General features: G+C 66.7%; 14 protein-coding genes. 8 read left to right on the forward strand and 6 right to left on the reverse strand.

Annotated features, from left to right (window positions below):
- Positions 1–3: 3 nt before the first annotated feature.
- The 3 genes from LQK81_RS00770 to LQK81_RS00780 all read right to left on the reverse strand — a co-directional run bounded on the left by LQK81_RS00770 (position 4) and on the right by LQK81_RS00780 (position 2,712).
- Positions 4–1,116: an acyl-CoA dehydrogenase family protein gene (locus LQK81_RS00770; protein WP_230802766.1), complete on the reverse strand. Its 1,113-nt coding sequence runs from the start codon at positions 1,114–1,116 to the stop codon at positions 4–6.
- 526 nt (positions 1,117–1,642) lie between these two features.
- Positions 1,643–2,152 (reverse strand): copper chaperone PCu(A)C, encoded by a 510-nt coding sequence (locus LQK81_RS00775; protein WP_230802767.1) that lies wholly within the window; start codon positions 2,150–2,152, stop codon positions 1,643–1,645.
- A gap of 158 nt (positions 2,153–2,310) precedes the next feature.
- Complete coding sequence (locus LQK81_RS00780; RefSeq protein WP_230802768.1) at positions 2,311–2,712, reverse strand: hypothetical protein; 402 nt, start codon at positions 2,710–2,712, stop codon at positions 2,311–2,313.
- 191 nt (positions 2,713–2,903) lie between these two features.
- On the opposite strand from LQK81_RS00780, the gene LQK81_RS00785 reads away from it, so the two are divergent.
- Complete coding sequence (locus LQK81_RS00785) at positions 2,904–3,299, forward strand: RidA family protein (protein ID WP_230802769.1); 396 nt, start codon at positions 2,904–2,906, stop codon at positions 3,297–3,299.
- 36 nt (positions 3,300–3,335) lie between these two features.
- On the opposite strand, the gene LQK81_RS00790 is transcribed toward LQK81_RS00785, so the two are convergent.
- Positions 3,336–4,199 carry a MurR/RpiR family transcriptional regulator gene (locus tag LQK81_RS00790; RefSeq protein WP_230802770.1) on the reverse strand — a complete coding sequence of 288 codons (864 nt, stop codon included), beginning with the start codon at positions 4,197–4,199 and terminating at the stop codon, positions 3,336–3,338.
- A gap of 182 nt (positions 4,200–4,381) precedes the next feature.
- On the opposite strand from LQK81_RS00790, the gene LQK81_RS00795 reads away from it, so the two are divergent.
- The 6 genes from LQK81_RS00795 to LQK81_RS00820 all read left to right on the forward strand — a co-directional run bounded on the left by LQK81_RS00795 (position 4,382) and on the right by LQK81_RS00820 (position 12,803).
- The gene (locus LQK81_RS00795; protein ID WP_230802771.1) at positions 4,382–5,470 is read left to right on the forward strand and encodes a D-TA family PLP-dependent enzyme; all 1,089 of its coding nucleotides are present in this window, start codon (positions 4,382–4,384) and stop codon (positions 5,468–5,470) included.
- A 576-nt stretch (positions 5,471–6,046) separates the two neighbouring features.
- A complete protein-coding gene (locus LQK81_RS00800) occupies positions 6,047–7,528 on the forward strand; it encodes a M81 family metallopeptidase (RefSeq protein ID WP_230802772.1) in 1,482 nt (493 codons plus the stop codon).
- A gap of 94 nt (positions 7,529–7,622) precedes the next feature.
- Complete coding sequence (locus LQK81_RS00805; protein ID WP_230802773.1) at positions 7,623–9,140, forward strand: ABC transporter substrate-binding protein; 1,518 nt, start codon at positions 7,623–7,625, stop codon at positions 9,138–9,140.
- Between the two features lie 11 nt (positions 9,141–9,151).
- The gene (locus tag LQK81_RS00810) at positions 9,152–10,102 is read left to right on the forward strand and encodes an ABC transporter permease (protein ID WP_269064536.1); all 951 of its coding nucleotides are present in this window, start codon (positions 9,152–9,154) and stop codon (positions 10,100–10,102) included.
- Entirely contained in the window at positions 10,099–10,968 is an 870-nt protein-coding gene (locus LQK81_RS00815; RefSeq protein ID WP_230802774.1) for an ABC transporter permease, read from the forward strand. Before LQK81_RS00810 ends, LQK81_RS00815 begins: the two co-directional genes overlap by 4 nt.
- Before the next feature lie 2 nt (positions 10,969–10,970).
- On the forward strand, positions 10,971–12,803 hold the full coding sequence (locus LQK81_RS00820; protein ID WP_230802775.1) for an ABC transporter ATP-binding protein: 1,833 nt from the start codon (positions 10,971–10,973) through the stop codon (positions 12,801–12,803).
- 103 nt (positions 12,804–12,906) lie between these two features.
- Here LQK81_RS00820 and LQK81_RS00825 read toward each other — a convergent pair whose 3' ends face one another.
- Entirely contained in the window at positions 12,907–15,468 is a 2,562-nt protein-coding gene (locus LQK81_RS00825) for a GcvT family protein (RefSeq protein WP_230802776.1), read from the reverse strand.
- Positions 15,469–15,692: 224 nt separating this feature from the next.
- On the opposite strand from LQK81_RS00825, the gene LQK81_RS00830 reads away from it, so the two are divergent.
- Positions 15,693–16,835, forward strand: coding sequence for a PQQ-dependent sugar dehydrogenase (locus LQK81_RS00830; protein ID WP_230802777.1), 1,143 nt, complete (start codon positions 15,693–15,695; stop codon positions 16,833–16,835).
- Positions 16,836–16,859: 24 nt separating this feature from the next.
- On the opposite strand, the gene LQK81_RS00835 is transcribed toward LQK81_RS00830, so the two are convergent.
- Entirely contained in the window at positions 16,860–17,324 is a 465-nt protein-coding gene (locus tag LQK81_RS00835) for a MarR family winged helix-turn-helix transcriptional regulator (RefSeq protein WP_230802778.1), read from the reverse strand.
- Positions 17,325–17,363: the final 39 nt, after the last annotated feature.

The raw sequence follows: 17,363 nt of genomic DNA on the forward strand, positions 1-17,363 counted from the left end.
TCTTTAGTCTTCCTCGGGGGGAAGGCGATGGGCCATGAGCCGCAGGGCGCCGGTCTCGCGAAGGATGTCGGCAATGGTCGCGGCGAGATCGTCGGGCGCCTTCGCCGGAGTGCCGTCCGGCCGGCAGGGCGCAGCAACCCCGCCTGCGGCATCGGCGGCGGTGACGAAGGCGGCCGCCGCGGCCAGGAATGCGTTCGTCCGGTGCAGTTCCGCAAGGCCGATCTGGGCCGCGTCGATCGCACGACCGGCCTGTTCGACCGCGGCACCCGCGGCGGCAATCCGGGCGGAAGCGAGCCCGATCGCCAGCGGATCCGCATCGTCGTCGGAGAGGGCGGCCTGCAGCGACTGGCGCCCGGCGCCGAGATGTCTTGCGGCCTGCAGCAGCAGGTCCAGCGCATGCGGCACGTCGCTTCGCGGGACGTCGGCGACAGCATGCAGCAGCGCGCCGGCATCGACGGGCACGTCCTTGACGAGAACGTGCTCCGGCCGCGCGGTGCCCTGGGCCGTCGGCTCGCAAGTGTTGGCGACATAATGCAGGCCGTCGAGGCGCGTCGGCAGCAGTGCCAACGCCGTCTTGCCCGTCTCGGTCCGCGTCGGCACCAGCACCCAGTCGGCATGTCGCGCGCAGGGGGTACAGAGAAGCTCGCCGCCCATCCGCCAGCCCACACCGGCCGGCGTCAGCGGCAGCGCCGTCGCCATCCCGCCGTCGCGCTGCACCGGCGTCGCCATCGAAAGCCGCGCGCCGGCCAGCGCTGCCGGAAAAAGGGCCGTCTGCTGTCCCTCGGTGCCGTGGCTGCGCAGGTGTTCGAGCGCCACGAAATGCGCCGCCAGGACCTCGCCGAGTGCCGCCGAGCGTTCGCAGGCGAGGGCGCAGATCTCGGCAAGAACCGTGTTGGAGACGTCGATGCCGCCATGCTCGGTCGGCACCGACACGCCGAACAGGCCGGAGCGGCCGACCATCTCCAGCCGGGCCTCCTGGCTGTCGACGGTGCTGTCCGTTCCGGCGGGTTCGAAGGAGGCGGCAATGGAGGTGGCGACGTTGATCGCTTCGTCTTCCGCGCCGATGAGGGCGGCGGTGCGGACAGGATGGCCAATCGCGGGCGAGAACGTACCCATGTCGACTGCTCCTTGCATCATGCGGTTTCAGGGCGCACAGGTTTCAGACGGGTAGAAAGACCATATTCTATAGAGATTGTATAGATTGGTTTTGCCAATTTCGGCCCGAATTGAGGCATTTTGACCGGGTCCAGAGACCGATGAAATTCTCTGAATGAACGGTCGCCGAGCCCGAGGCGCCGAAGGCCGTGCCGATCGGGGCCACCGCCCGGCGCCGCCATCGCGCGGCCATTCGCGCATCGGCAATGCGCTCTACGGTCTCGCTGCAACAGGGGAACGGGCGCGGCACATCGCCGTCACCCTCCGGCGTGTTCTCGCCGCCGGTGCCGCGACGGGCACGGTTGCCGGCGCCACGACGGGGTATCCGCTGCGGCTCGGCCGGACATACACCGGTTCGCGCCTCCGCAGACGGCCCGGGCCGCGAACCCGTCCGCGCCCCGTTCGTTCCTTGAGCGCGCCTGCGGCGGTCGCGGCGGCTCAAGGCTTCAAGGCGATCGCCCTGCGATTGGCCCGACGGCGCGTGACGTCACTGGCCGTGCCCTGCTTCCGCAGGCTGTGCGGCGGCATCGTGCTTCATCGGCGCGCCGCCCGCAGCCGGGCCGACGGCGAATACCACGTCGACGGAACCGGCCTTCTCGAAGGTCAGCGTCGCCTTGATCGCCTCGCCTTCCTTGAAGGGCTGGCCGACGTTCATGAACATCACGTGGTAGCCGCCGGGCTTGAGCTCGACGGTGGCCCCGGCCGGAAGCGCCACGCCGTCCTTCAGTTCGCGCATGACCATGACCTCGCCTTCCATCTTCATCTCGTGCAACTGGGCCTCGCCGGCGCGGGCGGCCGCGACGGCGACGAGACGGTCGTCGCTGCCGTTGTTGGTGATCGTAAGGTAGCCGCCGCCGACCTTCGCCCCGGGCAGCATGGCCCGCGCATGGGGGTGGTCGATCTCGATCTGCCCGACCTTGAAATCGTGCGCCAGCGCAAGGCCCGGCGCAAACAGCAGCGGTGCCAGGGCGAGAAGTGTCGTGAGTTGTCGTTTCATGATGGTCTCCATTGTCAATTTTGTCTGGTTTGTCGGTGGAAGGGTCGGTTTCCCGACACAAGGCGGCGCGCGACGTTCGGATGTGTCCTGTCGGGCATGAGGCACCGTCCGGCGGAGCCGGCGCGACGGGAGGCGCTGCCGCGAACGGCGGCGACCGTTCAGGCGTTAAGGCCGGAAGGCGGGCCGCGCGGGGCGGTGTTCGGGGGAAAGAGCTGCCGGTAGTGGGTATCGGTGCGGAAGGCGACATGCGGGTCGGCCCCGGCAGGGACCGGTTCGCCGGCCTCTTCCTGCGGCGCGGGCAGCAGGATGGAGGCGGAGAGCCTGCAGGCTTCGCAGCCGGAACCCCGGTCGCTGCCGTTATGGCCGTCCTCGTCGTGCCCCGAGGAATGGCAGAGTTCCGGCAGGGTGCCGTCCGGCAGCACGTATTGCGCAAGCTCGCCGACCGGGATCGCCCGCTCACGCGCGCCTGCCGGATCGTGCGCGAAGCCGACGAAGAACAGGGCGAGCGTGCAGAGCACACGCACCATGCAGTGTTCGACGAAGCTCAGACGCCCGACCATGATTTCCCCGGTACCGTTGCGGCACATGCAGCACCATAGCCCACGCACCGTCCGGCGTACAATGCGGCAAACTGGCGTGCGCGGCGCTCTCTACGTGGAAATTATTTTCATCAATTGATGGACTTTTCGCACTTGGATGGATAGCGTCATGTAATATGTCCAACACGTGAAAATGAATTGCAGGATCCATCATGTCCCGTAAGAAACTGGTGCGTCTGGAAACGGCCGACAGCCAGGCCGGCGGCCAGCGCCGACCCTTCGCCAAGGCCGTCAGGGCCGGCGACTTCGTCTATGTCTCCGGCCAGGTCCCGACCGTTGACGGCGAAGTGGTCGTCGGCAACATCGTCGCCCAGACCGAGCAGGTCGTCGCCAACATCAAGGACGTCCTTGCCCTCGCCGACTGCACGCTGGCGGACGTGGTGAAGGTCAACGTCTGGCTCGCCGACGCGCGCGACTTTTCCAGCTTCAACGCCGTCTTCCAGAAGCATTTCATCGATCATCCCCCGGCGCGCTCCACCGTCCAGTCGCCGCTGATGGTCGACGCGAAGGTCGAGATGGACGTCATCGCCTACAAGCCGCTCGACTGATCCTGGCGCGGCGCGTGCCAAGCCTGCGGCGGCGCCTCAGTCGCCCAGCAACTGGCGATCATCGCCGTCGCGGTGGCGCACCAGCTCCTCCTTGATGGAGCGGAGCGCCTTGATGGCGGTCGCGCGATCGGCATAGGCGACGAGGTTGGCGAGGATGTCGATCGCCGCGAGATAGGCGAAGCGCGTCGAGGTGGGACGGAAGATGTTCTTGCCCTCCGGCAGCTCGATCGCGATCACAACGTCGGCCGCGGCAGCGACGGGAGAACCGGGCTGGGTGATCACGATCGTCGGAATGGCCGCCTGCCGGAGCAGGTCCAGGCAGTGGACGAGGCCGAGGTCGCGGCCGGTGAACGAGGAGCCGAACACGACCGTGCCGGGCTGCACGGCGGCCGACATCATGATGTTCATGTTGTGGTCGTTCGAGGCGTTGATGCGGCATCCGAGCCGGAAGAGGCGGTTATGCAGTTCGTTGACGATCATGGCGGAGTTGCCGCTCGCGCCGAAGGCCTGGATGAACTCGGCGCCACGCAGAAGATGGGCGGCCTTGTCGAGCACGGCGATGTCGAGCTGGCGATGAAGCTCGAAAAGCGCATTCTGGGCCTTGGTGACGATGTCCTCGGCGACCTCCTCCGGCGTGGCCGTCGGTGCTTCGGGCTTGAGGTAGCGCAGGCCGACATAGGTCATTCGCGCCAGTTGCACCTTGAAGTCCGAATAGCCCTGGCACCCCAGCCGCCGGCAGAAGCGCGTCACCGTCGGCGGCGAGACGCCCGCCCGCTCGGCAAGCTCTATGATCGACGAGTTGACCACGAATTCCACGTCGTCGAGCACGAGCCGGGCGAGTTTCTTCTCCAGCCCCGAAAGCCTGCCGTCCTCGTCGGAGAGGCCGTGAAAAAGATCCATAGGAACTCCCGGGGCGATGGCGTCGCCTTGGCGATGCCATTCCAATGTGAAAATGAATTTCTTTCGAACGTCTTTTCATAGCATAGTGCGCCGGAGCTTCAACGGAAGCGGGTGTTCGAACGAAAATAAATGACAGCGCCGCAGCCAACGGCGCGTTTCCTTCCCAAAAATGAGGTGCAACCATGTTCAATCCCTGGCCCGAGGTCGGCACGTCGCTCGATCAGGTCGCAACCCCGATGCCGGTCATCGACGAGGATCGCCTCGCGGCCAACGTCTCAAGGGCCCAGCGCTATCTCGAAAGCCACGGCAAGGCGTTTCGTCCGCATATCAAGACGCACAAGATCGCCGCCGTCGCGCGCCAGCAGGTCGAGGTCGGCGCCGTCGGCATCAACTGCCAGAAGGTCAGCGAGGCGGAGGTCTTCGCCGATGCCGGCTTCGAGGATATCCTGATCACCTACAACATCCTCGGCGCGCCCAAGCTCGCGCGCCTGCGCGCCCTGCACGAGCGGGTGGCGCGCCTTTCCGTGGTGGCCGACAGCGTTGCCGTCGTCGATGGGCTGGCGGCGGCCTTCGAGGCCGGCCGGCCTCTTGCCGTGCTGGTCGAATGCGATACCGGCGGCCGGCGCTGCGGCGTGCAGACGCCGGAAGACGCCGCGGCCCTGGGGGAAAGGATCGCGGCCGCGCCCGGGCTTCGCTTCATGGGCATCCTGACCTATCCGGCCACCGGCGGTGCCGAAAACGTCGAGGCCTTCATCGTCCGCACCATGGAGTTGCTGGCGGCGAAGGGCATCGAATGCCCGGTACGCTCCAATGGCGGCTCGCCGGACCTGTTCTCCGCCCACCTCGTCCCCTCCGCCACCGAGCATCGCGCCGGAACCTATGTCTACAACGACCGCAGCATGGTCCGGGCGGGCCATTGCACGACGGACGATCTCGCCATGCATGTCCTGGCGACGGTGGTCTCGCGGCCCGCGCCCGATCGCGCCGTCCTCGATTGCGGGTCGAAGGCGCTGACCTCCGATCTGCTGGGCTTCAGCGACTACGGTATGATCGAGGGCTTCGAGGGCGCGCGTATCGTCTCCCTGTCGGAGGAGCATGCGGTGGTCGATCTGAGGGGCTGCGCGCGCGTCTTCCCCGAGGTCGGCGCCATGGTCAGGGTGGTGCCCAACCACACCTGCGTGGTCAGCAATCTCTTCGACCGCATGGTGTTCCATCGCGACGGCGTCGTCACCCGCGTCGAAGCCGTCGACGCGCGCGGCACGGTGTGGTGAAAAGCGCGCCGATGTAGGACTTTCTTCGCGCCGGGCCCCGGATTTTCCCTGTGGGCCCGGCCCGGCCTGGCCGCGCCGCGCAGCGAAAATTCCCGGCAATTTGCCGGCGCGTTTTTCATGGCGTGCCTATGCGCCTCGAAGCGGTGCCGGGCGCCGGTGCCTCGGAAGCATCTGATCTGCAAAAGAAAACGCAATGCGGGGTGCGCGGCGGCAGGCGGCGCGCAGCCATGCGCGATGAAAATTTTCACGGCGTTACGAGAGGAATGTAAATGAATTACATATTTTCTTGTCATCAATCCAAAGTCCGTTGACATTCGGGCTCAATGACGCAAAATGAAGAAAATAAATTACACTGGCCAACAGTGAACGGGTGAGCAGGATCAGCAGGCAGGCATGCCTCCGGAACGAACCGCATCTCGCCGACCGGCATGTCCGGCCGCCTCCGGCGGCGGCGCGTGCGCGGCGAAGCGCGTCCTCCGGGGTGGTCGGTGATGAAAGGAACGGCGGCGCGCCATGTCGAACGACAGGAGCGCCGGCAGGCGACGGCTATCGGCCGGGACAGCCTTGGGACATCTGATGCGCATATTTACCGCCTCGCTGGCGACCGAGACCAACACCTTCTCTCCCGTCCCGACCGACATGCACGCCTTCAGGGCGGCGTTCTATGCGGAGCCGGGCGAACATCCCGATACGCCGACGCTCTGCTCGTCCGTCGTGCCGATCCTGCGTCGGCGCGGCCGCGCCGAAGACTTCACCGTCATCGAGGGTACCTCCTGCTGGGCCGAGCCGGCCGGCCTCATCCAGCGCCGGACCTATGAGACGCTGCGCGACCGGATCCTCGACGAGCTGAAGGCCGCCCTGCCGGTCGACGGCGTCGTCCTCGGCCTGCATGGCGCCATGGTGGCGCAGGGCTATGACGACCCGGAAGGTGATTTCCTCTCGAAGGTCCGCGCCATCGTCGGGCCGGACGTCCTCATCGCCGCCGAATTCGATCCGCACAGCCATCTGACGGCGCTCCGCCTTGCCAGTCTCGACCTCATGGCGACCTTCCTCGAGTTCCCGCACACCGATTTCGAGCAACGCGGCGAACACGTCGTCGACCTCGCCCTTCGGGCGCTGCGCGAGGGGTTCAAGCCGGTGATCTCCACCTTCGACTGCCGGATGATCACCATCTATCCGACCAGCCGCGAGCCGATGCGCTCCTTCGTCGACCGCCTGAAGACGCTGGAAGGCAAGGACGGCATCGCCTCGATTTCGGTCATCCACGGATTCATGGCCGGCGACGTGCCGGACATGGGAACGCGCATCGTCGTCGTCACCGATGACGCCAGGGAGAAGGGCGATGCGCTCGCAAGCGCACTCGGGCACGAGCTCTACCGGATGCGCAGGCAGACGGCCATGCCGATGCTCGACACCGAGGCCGGGCTCGACCGGGCGCTGGAACTCAGGGCCGCCCGGCCGGACAAGCCGGTCGTGATCGCCGATGTCTGGGACAATCCGGGCGGCGGCGTGGCGGGTGATGCGACCCATATCCTGCGCCGGATGATCGAGCGTGGCCTCGACGACATCGCCGTCGCCACCATCTGGGATCCCGTCGCCGTCTCCTTCTGCCATGCGGCAGGCGAGGGGGCGGAGCTCGACCTGCGCATCGGCGGCAAGTCCGGCCCGCAAGGCGGAGAACCGCTCGACCTGCGGGTCCGCGTCGAGCGCGTCGTGGATGCCGGCTGGCAGAGCTTCCGCAACAGCCGCGTCACCCTCGGCAGCGCGGCCGTCGTCCGCCCGGTCGGCACGGCGATCGACATCGTCCTGATCACCAGCCGCACGCAGACCTACGAGCCGGACATCTTTTCCAACCTCGGCATCGATTTTTCCGCAAAGGCCATGCTGCTGGTGAAGTCGACCAACCACTTTCACGCGGGCTTTCAGCCGGTCGCTTCCGAGATCGTCTACATCGCCGCGCCGACCTCCTATCCCACCGATCCGGCAACGACGCCCTACAGGAAGGCGAGCCTCGAACTGTGGCCGCGCGTTGCCGATCCGCTGGGCCTGGAAAGCTGACCCGGGCGCGGCATCCGTGCCGCCTCGAACCTGAGACTGCTGCGACAAGCCGGCGTGCGCGAAGCGCCCGCCATCAGAAAGAAAGGGGAACCTCATGAAGAAGACATTTCTCATTGCGACCTTGGCGTCCGCTCTGGCCGCTTCGGCCGGGCTCATGCCTGCGCAGGCGTCCGACGGCATCCTGACGGTCGCCACCATCGGCGAGCCGCCGACGCTGGACGCCATGCAGACGCCGACCGACATCGTGCTGATGATCGACCAGCATATCTTCGAGACGCTCTATACCTATGACGCCCAGTGGAAGTCGGTGCCGCTTTTGGCAGCCGCGATGCCGGAGATCTCCGAAGACGGCCTGACCTACCGCATTCCGCTGCGCGAGGGCGTGACGTTCCACGACGGCAGCGCGTTCGACGCCAAGGACGTGGTCGCCTCGCTGACGCGCTGGATGGCGGTCAACTCCAAGGGCAAGCAGGTCGCAGAGATCGTCGAAAGCCTCACCGAGGACGGCGCCCACGCCGTCGTCGTCAAGCTCAAATCCCGCTACGCCCCGTTGCTGGCGACGCTTTCGCAGGCGTCGATCATCATCCCGTCGGAAAAGGTGGCCGACACGCTGACCGAATTCGTCGGCACCGGTCCCTATGCCCTGAAGGAGCGCAAGCCCGACCAGTACACCCAGCTTGTCCGCTTCGAGGACTACAAGTCGCCCGAGGGCGAGCCGAGCAACTATGCCGGCAAGCGCGAGGCGATCGCGAAGGAAGTCCGCTTCGTGCCGGTGCCGGACGCGAACACCCGCGTCGAAGGGCTGATCTCCGGCCAGTTCGATTATGCCGATTCGCTGCCCGTCAGCGCCTATGAGCGCGTCGAGGCGAGCGGCAACGCCAAGCCGGTGATCTTCGAGAATGCCGGCTGGGCCTCGCTCAACTTGAACATGAAGGAGGGCCTGCTGACGAACAAGGCGCTCCGGCAGGCGGTCCAGGTCGCCCTCAATCCTTCCGACATGATGCTGGCAGCCTTCTCCGACGACCGCTTCTTCAGCGTCGATGCCTCGCTCTTCCCGGGCGGCTCCTTCTGGCACACGGAAGCCGGCGTGGCCCGCTACGGCGAAGGCGATCCGGAGGCCGCGGCAAAGCTCATCGAGGAAGCCGGCTATGACGGCACCCCGATCCGCCTGATGACCAGCCGCCAGTACGAGTTCCACTACAAGATCGGCGAAGTGGCCAAGGCCTATCTCGAGGCCGCCGGCTTCAAGGTCGACCTGCAGGTGGTCGACTGGGCGACGCTGACCACCCGCCGCGCCGACCCGAAGGAATGGGACATCTTCATCACCCATTCCAATTTTCCGGGCGACCCGACCACGATCAACACGATCACCGACAGCTATCCGGGCTGGTACGTGTCCGACCAGAAGGCCAAGGCCGTAGCCGGCTACATGGAGGCCACGAGCGACGACGACAAGCTCAAGGCCTGGGAAGCGATCCAGACGGTCATCTACGACGACGCGCCCCTGTTCAAGGTCGGCAACTTCAACGCGGTTGCGGGCGTCGGAGCGTCGGTCGACGGCTATACGCCGACCTACTGGCCGCATTTCTGGAACGTCACGCCGAAGAACTGAGGCACTGCACCATGGCACGGATCGCCCGGACACTCTTGAACAGGCTTGGGGGCATGCTGGTCGTGCTCGCCATCGTCGTGACGGTTGTTTTCGTCATCGTCCGGGTGACGCCGGGCGATCCGGCCGCGGTGATGCTCGGGGCGGACGCCACGCCCCAGGACATCGCAGACCTGCGTACGAAGATGGGGCTCGATGCGCCGTTGATCGTCCAGTATGTCCAGTTCGTGCTGGGCCTGCTGCGCGGCGATCTCGGCCAGTCGATCTTCCTCAACCAGCCGGTCACGCAGGCACTTGCCGCGCGGGCCGAGCCGACCTTCTTCCTGACGCTGTTCTCCATCCTGATCGCGGTTTCGATCGCGCTGCCGGTCGGCATCCTCTCCGCCGTCAGGCGCGGAACGCTGTTCGACCAGATCGTCGTGACGCTGACCATGGTCGCGGCCAGCGTGCCCAGCTTCTGGCTCGGCCTGCTGCTGATCCAGGTGCTCGCCGTCGGCCAGGGCTGGTTCCCGGCGTCCGGCTATGGCGGCCCGGACACGACCTTCCTCGTGCGGCTGCATCACCTCGTGCTGCCGGCGATCGCGCTCGGCATCGTCAATTCGGCGCTGATCACCCGCTTCACCCGCGCCGCCATGCTGGACGTCCTTGGCGACGACTATGTCCGCACCGCCCGGGCCAAGGGGGCCGGCGAGGGCCGCGTCATCCTCAAGCACGCGCTGAAGAACGCGATGATCCCGATCATCACCGTCATCGGCCTCTCCATCGCCATGCTGGTCGCCGGCGCCGTCGTCACGGAAACCGTGTTCGGCCTGCCCGGCATCGGCAATCTCGTCGTCTCGGCCGTCCTGCGCCGTGACTATCCCGTCATCCAGGGCGCGTTGCTGGTCGTGGCCGCGATCTACGTGCTGATCAACTTCGCCGTGGACATGCTCTACATTCTCGTCGATCCGAGGGTACGCCTATGACGACCCTGACGACCGCATCCGCCGCCCGGCCGTTCGCCGCCAGCCTGCGCCGCCTGTTCGGCAATCGCGCCATCCTGTTCGGGGCCGTCATCCTGCTGGTCGTGGTGCTGGCGGCGCTGCTTGCGCCGTGGATCGCGCCCTATGCGCCCAACAAGCTTTCGATCGTCAACAAGCTGAAAGGGCCGTCGCTGGCCCATCTCTTCGGCACCGACGAGTTCGGCCGCGACATCTTCTCCCGGGCGATCTTCGCCGGCCGCATATCGCTTCTCGTCAGCCTTGGCGTCGTGTGCATCTCCACCGTGCTCGGCGTCCTTCTCGGCGTTGCCGCGGGTTTCTTCCGCAGGCTCGACGCGCCGATCTCGCGCCTCCTCGATGCCATGATGTCGTTCCCGGACATCCTGCTGGCGATCGCGCTGGTCGCAGCCCTCGGCCCGTCGCTCGCGACCGTCATCCTGGCGCTCGGCATCACCTACGCGCCACGCCTGGCCCGCATCGTGCGCGGCTCGACGCTCGTGTTGCGCGAACTGCCCTATATCGAGGCGGCGGTCGCCATGGGCCTGCCGACATGGCAGATCCTGCTGCGCCACGTGCTGCTGAACCTCGCCTCTCCCATCCTGGTGCAGGCGACCTTCGTGTTCGCCTCGGCGATGCTGGCGGAGGCGAGCCTGTCGTTTCTGGGCGTCGGCGTCTCCACCGACATGCCGACCTGGGGCACCATGCTGGCCTCGGGACGCGAATACATGAACAACGCGCCGTGGCTGATGGTCTTCCCCGGCCTCGCCATCGTCTTCTCGGTGCTGTCGCTGCAGCTGCTCGGCGACGGCCTGCGAGATCTCGTCGATCCGCGTCTTGCCAAGGAAAGCTGACCATGCGTGAAGCCGCCTCTGCGGGCCAGCCGGTGCTGTCCATCGAAAACCTCACGACCTCCTTCCGGACGCCGGACGGCTGGCGCGCCGTCATCCGCGATATCAGCCTTGAGGTGCATGCCGGCGAGACGGTGGCGATCGTCGGCGAATCCGGCTCGGGCAAGAGCGTGACCGCGCTGTCCACCATGCGCCTCCTGCCGCCGGGCAGGGCGCGTTGCGAAGGGCGCATCCTGCTCGAGGGCCGGGACCTGCTGAAGGCGTCCGAAGCCGAGATGCGCGCGGTGCGCGGCGGCTCCATCGGCATGATCTTCCAGGAGCCGATGACGTCGCTCAATCCGGTCTTCACCATCGGCAACCAGATCGCCGAGGCGCTGGTCCTGCACCAGGCGCTGTCTTGGAAGGACGCCGAGGCGGAGGCGCTGCGCCTGATGGAGCGCGTCCGCATCCCGGCTGCGAAAACCCGGCTGCACGAATATCCGCACAAGTTCTCCGGCGGCATGCGCCAGCGCGTGATGATCGCCATGGCGCTCGCCTGCCGGCCGAAGCTCCTGATCGCCGACGAGCCGACGACCGCGCTCGACGTCACCATCCAGGCGGAGATCCTCCACCTGATCCGCGAGTTGCAGCGCGAAGAGAACATGGGCGTCCTGTTCATCACCCACGACATGGGCGTGGTGGCCGAGGTGGCCGGCCGCACCGTGGTGATGTTCCGCGGCGACATGGTCGAGGCCGGGGCCACCGAAAGGATCTTCGCCGAACCCGGGGCGATCTACACCAGGTCGCTGCTCGCATCGATCCCCCGGCTCGGAACCATGGGCGAGGCCCGATCGCCGCGACGCTTCCCCGAGGTCGACCCCAAGACCGGCGAGGCGACCGGCGGCCGTGAGACAAAGGCGGTCGCAGCAGACGCAGCCCCGATCCTGAAGGTCGACAATCTCACCGTCCGCTTCGACCTGCCGAACGGGCGCGTCCATGCGGTGGAAGACGTCTCCTTCGACCTGCGCCCGGGCGAGACGCTGGCGCTCGTTGGCGAATCCGGCTGCGGCAAGTCCACCACCGGCCGCGCCATCATCCGCCTGATCGAACCGACCGCAGGGTCCATCGTCGTCGATGGCCAGGATGTCACAAGGGCCGGCACGAAGGCGCTTCGCGCCATGCGCCGCACGTCGCAGATGATCTTCCAGGATCCCTTCGCCTCGCTGAACCCGCGCATCTCGATCGGCTCTGCGATCGCCGAGCCGATGCTGGCGCACGGGCTCATGGGCAGGCGCGAATCCAGGGAGCGCGTTGCCGAACTGCTGGAACAGGTCGGCCTGTCGCCGGCCATGGCCGATCGCTATCCGCACGAGTTTTCCGGCGGCCAGCGGCAGCGCGTCTCCATCGCCCGCGCCCTGGCGCTGGAGCCGAAGCTGATCGTCGCCGACGAGGCGGTCTCCGCGCTCGACGTCTCGGTCAAGGCGCAGGTCTCCAATCTCCTGCTCGATCTCCAGGAAAAGCGCCAGCTCGCCTATCTGTTCATTTCCCATGACATGGCGGTCGTCGAACGCGTCAGCCACCGCGTCGCCGTGATGTATCTCGGCGAGATCGTCGAGATCGGCCCGCGCGCCGCCATCTTCGGCAATCCCCGGCATCCCTATACCCGCCGCCTGATCTCCGCCGTGCCGCTGCCCGACCCCTCGCGACGCGGGCTGGCGCGGCCGACGCTGAGCGAGGAGATCAGGAGCCCCGTCCGCCCTCATGACTACGTGCCGCCGAAACGGACCTACCTCGAAGTCTCTCCCGGCCATTTCGTCCAGGACACGGCCATGGCGGAGATCGCGAGCCTGTCCGCCTGACCCGTCCCCGCTGCGGGTTCACAGGGATGGATCGGCGTCCGCGCAGCAAAAAGCCCGCCTGTGGCGGGCTTTCCAAGAGACGCATGGACGGTCGCCGGGCAGATCAGGTGCGCGGCTTGAGGTTCTCGGGGTCGTAGAGCGGCTTGTAGCCGATGCCGACCACCTCGACCGGATAGGTCTCGGCGAAATACTCCACGTTCAGCTTGCGGCCGACCTGGCAGTATTCCTGCGGCAGGTAGGCGAGCGCGATGTTCTTGCCGATCGTCGGGCCGTAGGCGATCGAGGTGACGTAGGAGCGGCGGCCGAGTTCGTCGACGAGCGTCTCCCCGGTCTGCGGATCCATGACCGGCAGGCTGCCGACCGGGTAGCGCTTGACGCCGTTCCTGTCGGTATTCTCGGTCATCACCAGCGTGCAGAGCATGGCCGGCTGGTGCTCGCGCGCCTTGTACTCCAGATGCTTCGCCTTGCCGCGGAAGTCCGCCTCCTTGACCTTCGGGCGGGCGAGGTCGGCCTCGATCAGGTTGTACTGGGTCAGAAGATCGGCATTCTGCAGGCGCAGGCTCTTTTCCATGCGGCGCGAATTCGCATAGGTCTCGACGCCGAAGGCCATGACGCCGGTGGCGCGCAGCGCGTCCCAGACGGCAAGCCCGTCCTCGTACTTCATGTGCAGTTCCCAGCCCTGTTCGCCGACATAGGAAATGCGGAAGGCGGTGACGGCCTTGCCGGCGATCTCGATCGGCTTGATCGCGGCGAAGGCGAAGTTCTCGATGTCGAGGCCGGCTGGATCGGCCACCACCTTCTTCAGCGTCTCGCGGGCATTGGGCCCCCAAATGCCGATGGTGATGAACTTTTCCGAGACGTCGGTGATGGTGACGTCGAGGCCACGGTCCTCGGCGATGCGCTTCATGTAGTGGAAGTCGCGCGGGCCGGCGTCGGCGCCGTTGACGAGGCGGCAGCGGTCGGCCATGCGGAAGACGGTGAAGTCGGCGCGCACCATGCCCTCGTCGTCGAGGAAGTGGGTGTAGATGCCCTTGCCGACATTGCCGTCGCCGCCGATCTTCGCGGCGCACAGCCATTCCAGGAGCTCGACATGGTCCGGCCCTTCGATGTCGACCATGTGGAAGTGGCTGAGGTTGACGATGCCGCAGTCCTCGCTCATCGCCAGATGCTCGGCATTCGAGACGCGCCAGAAATGGCGGCTGTCCCACTCGTTCTCGCGCACCGGAACGCGATCGCCATACTTCTCCAGCAGGTGCTCGTTGGCGGCATAGCCATGCGCGCGCTCCCAGCCGCCGAGCTCCATGAAATAGCCGCCGAGTTCGACCTCGCGCTCGTAGAAAGGCGAACGCTTGACGTTGCGGCCGGTGGCATAGGGCTCGCGGGTATGGACGGCGGGGAAGTAGATCTTCTGCGCCGCTTCATAGGTGCGGCTCTCGATGAACTTCTCTTCGAGCTGGTGCGGATAGAAGCGGGAATAGTCGATCGAGTTGTGGTCGATCTCGGTGCGGCCGTCCGTCATCCAGTCCGCGATCAGCTTGCCGTAGCCGGGGCCGTCCTTCACCCAGATGGCGACGCAGTACCACAGCCCGCGCACCTTCTGGCTCTCGCCGCAGGAGGGACCGCCGGCGGCGGAGACCTGCAGCAGGCCGTTGAAGGAATGGCCCTCGTTGTAGCCAAGCTCGCCGAGGATCGGCGTCAGTTCCATCGCCTTTTCGAGCGGCTCGATGATCTGCTCCATGTCGAGGTCGCGCTGCGAGGGCGAAAGCCGCGCCTGGTCCTTTTCCAGGATGTCGCGCGGATGGCAGAGGCGGGGATTGTCGGTCTCGTAGTAGCCCCACTCGATCTGGCCGCCCTCGGTCGTCTTCGGGTCGCCGGTGTCGCGCATGTAGGCGGAGTTGCCCTGGTCGCGTAAGAGCGGGAAGCCGATCTCCTTGCCGGTGCCTTCGAATTCGTTGTACGGGCCGAAGAAGGTCAGCGGATGGTCGACCGGCATGACCGGCAGGTCCTCGCCGACCATCTCGGCGATCAGGCGGCCCCAGATGCCGGCGCAGACAATGACGTGATCCGCCATGATCGTGCCGCGGTGGGTGACGACGCCCTTGATGCGGCCGTTCTCGACGATCAGCGACTTGGCCGGCGTGTTGCCGAACATCGCAAGCTTGCCGCTCTTTTCGGCGGCGTCGACCAGCTTGCCGGCGACGGTCTGCGAGCGCGGGATGACGAGGCCGGCGTCCGGGTCGAACAGGCCACCCTGCACTTGGCCTTCCTCGATCAGCGGGAACTTCTCCTTGATCTCGGCGGGGCTGACATAGTGGGCGCGGGTGCCGAAGGCCTTGGCGGAGGAAAGCTTGCGCTTGATCTCTTCCATCCAGGCGTCGTCGCCGGTGCGGGCGACTTCGAGGCCGCCGATGCGGGCGTAGTGGCCCATCTTCTCGTAGAAATCGATCGAGTATTGGGTCGTCCAGACCGAGAGATAGTCGTGGCTGGTGGTGTAGCAGAAGTCCGACGCATGGGCCGTGGAACCGATGTCGGTCGGGATGCCGGACTTGTCGATGCCGACGATGTCGTCCCAGCCGCGCTCGATCAGATGGTGGGCAATCGAAGCGCCGACGATGCCTCCGAGCCCGATGATGACGACCTTTGCGTTTGTGGGAAATTCAGCCATTGCGTGCGACCCTGATTTGATACCGGAGGCGGATATTAGGGCTTGTGTCACCGTGTGTAGAGCCTGTCTACGACATTATCATCGTGCTGCACGACGACCCGGGCTGCAGCGGCGTGGCGTCACGTTGGCGTCACGCCCGGCACACGCAGACGTGAAGGAACCGTGCCGGCGGCGGCGTGTTAAGGATGACCGATCGCACAGGAAGAGCGCAGCAGGGAGCGACCATGATTGCAGGCAGGCACAGTCTCTTGGCACTCGGCATCGCCGCGTTCGCGCTGGGTTCGGGCGCGCAGGCGCAGGGCATCAATGCCGGCGATCGCGCGGCCTCTCCCGACAGGCCCTTCGAAGCCCGCGCCGTGGCGGAATTCGACACCCCTTGGGCGATCGCTTTCCTTCCCGATGGTCGCATGCTGGTGACGGAAAAGCCCGGGGCGATCTTCCTGGTGACGCAGGAAGGGGCGAAGACGCCGGTCGCAAACGTTCCCGAGGTGGCGGCGTCCGGGCAGAACGGCCTGCTCGATGTCGCAGCCTCCCCGGATTTCGCCTCCACCCGTACAGTGTACATCACCTATGTCGAGCCGGGCTCCGGCGGCGGCAGCCTCGTGCTCGCCCGTGCCGTTCTGGGCGAGAGCGATGGAGCGGCCGCGCTGGAAGACCTGTCGGTGATCTGGCGGCAGGAGCCGCAGGGCGGCCGCGGCCAGCCGGGCGGCATCATCGCCTTCGCCCCGGATGGCCGGCACCTGTTTCTGACCTCCGGCGACCGCATGCGGCCGAAGACGGCGCAAGACCCGGACGATACCCGCGGCAAGGTGCTGCGCCTCAATCTCGACGGCTCGACGCCCGACGACAATCCGCAAAGCGCGGAAGGCGGCGTGCGCGCGCAGACCTGGACCACGGGCCACCGCAACCCCTACGGCCTCGCCTTTGCGCCCGACGGCAAGCTGTGGCTGCACGAGATGGGCCCGCGCGGCGGCGACGAACTGAACCTGATCGAGCCGGGGAAGAACTACGGCTGGCCGGTCGTCTCCAACGGCGACAACTATAGTGGCGCCCGCATTCCCCGCCATGCAACGCGCCCGGAATTCGCAGCCCCCGCGCTCTACTGGAACCCCGTCATCGCGCCCGCCGGCATGGTGATCTACGACGGCGCGATGTTTACCGGCTGGCAGGGATCGGCCTTCATCGGCGGGCTTGCCGCCACCGCGCTGATCCGCGTCGCCTTCGACGGCAATGGCGGGGCCGACGAGGCCGATCGCTGGGAGATGGAGGATCGCATCCGCGACGTCGCTGTCGGCCCGGACGGCGCGCTCTGGCTCATCGAGGACAATAGCCCCGGCCGCCTGCTCCGCCTGACGCCGGACGACTGATCCGGCGCGGCAGTGCGCGCCCGTTCAGACAGTCTCGTCGGGACCGTCCTGCGGGATGCCGTCGAGGTGTTGTGCCTCGATCATCTCCAGCCCTCGCAGGAAGGCTTCCGCATGGTCGCCGAGCGAAGCGAGAAGGCGCGTCTCGAAGGCCTTGGCCCGCGGCACGATCCTGAGATAGATACCGCGGCCGAGATCGGTCAGCTGCAGCAGTTCCTCGCGGCGGTCCGCCTCGCTTGGCCGCCGCCGCAGCCAGCGCCGGTCCTCCAGCGCCTTCACCGCGCGGCTCACCTTGGTCTTGTGCATCGCCGAATGGGTCCCGATCGCCTTGGCCGTCGCCACCTCGAACTGGCCGAGCGTGGCCAGAACGCGCCATTCGGGCACGCTGAGGTCGAAGTCCGGACCGTAGACGGTGCGGAACTCGCGCGACACCGCAGCGCTGATGCGGTTCAGCCGGTAGGGCAGGAAGGTCTCGAGTTCGAGCTTTGTCATGGCGTGAGCGATGCGGCAGGGTTGTTGCAGACGGGGCGA

The organism is Rhizobium sp. GN54 (genome assembly GCF_021026345.1).
Taxonomy (GTDB): Bacteria; Pseudomonadota; Alphaproteobacteria; order Rhizobiales; family Rhizobiaceae; genus Mycoplana.

Coding starts and splice junctions, on each gene's coding strand:
- LQK81_RS00770 (WP_230802766.1), bottom strand. CDS start 1,116: ATGGGTACGTTCTCGCCCGCGATTGGCCATCCTGTCCGCACCGCCGCC.
- LQK81_RS00775 (WP_230802767.1), bottom strand. CDS start 2,152: ATGAAACGACAACTCACGACACTTCTCGCCCTGGCACCGCTGCTGTTT.
- LQK81_RS00780 (WP_230802768.1), bottom strand. CDS start 2,712: ATGGTCGGGCGTCTGAGCTTCGTCGAACACTGCATGGTGCGTGTGCTC.
- LQK81_RS00785 (WP_230802769.1), top strand. CDS start 2,904: ATGTCCCGTAAGAAACTGGTGCGTCTGGAAACGGCCGACAGCCAGGCC.
- LQK81_RS00790 (WP_230802770.1), bottom strand. CDS start 4,199: ATGGATCTTTTTCACGGCCTCTCCGACGAGGACGGCAGGCTTTCGGGG.
- LQK81_RS00795 (WP_230802771.1), top strand. CDS start 4,382: ATGTTCAATCCCTGGCCCGAGGTCGGCACGTCGCTCGATCAGGTCGCA.
- LQK81_RS00800 (WP_230802772.1), top strand. CDS start 6,047: ATGCGCATATTTACCGCCTCGCTGGCGACCGAGACCAACACCTTCTCT.
- LQK81_RS00805 (WP_230802773.1), top strand. CDS start 7,623: ATGAAGAAGACATTTCTCATTGCGACCTTGGCGTCCGCTCTGGCCGCT.
- LQK81_RS00810 (WP_269064536.1), top strand. CDS start 9,152: ATGGCACGGATCGCCCGGACACTCTTGAACAGGCTTGGGGGCATGCTG.
- LQK81_RS00815 (WP_230802774.1), top strand. CDS start 10,099: ATGACGACCCTGACGACCGCATCCGCCGCCCGGCCGTTCGCCGCCAGC.
- LQK81_RS00820 (WP_230802775.1), top strand. CDS start 10,971: ATGCGTGAAGCCGCCTCTGCGGGCCAGCCGGTGCTGTCCATCGAAAAC.
- LQK81_RS00825 (WP_230802776.1), bottom strand. CDS start 15,468: ATGGCTGAATTTCCCACAAACGCAAAGGTCGTCATCATCGGGCTCGGA.
- LQK81_RS00830 (WP_230802777.1), top strand. CDS start 15,693: ATGATTGCAGGCAGGCACAGTCTCTTGGCACTCGGCATCGCCGCGTTC.
- LQK81_RS00835 (WP_230802778.1), bottom strand. CDS start 17,324: ATGACAAAGCTCGAACTCGAGACCTTCCTGCCCTACCGGCTGAACCGC.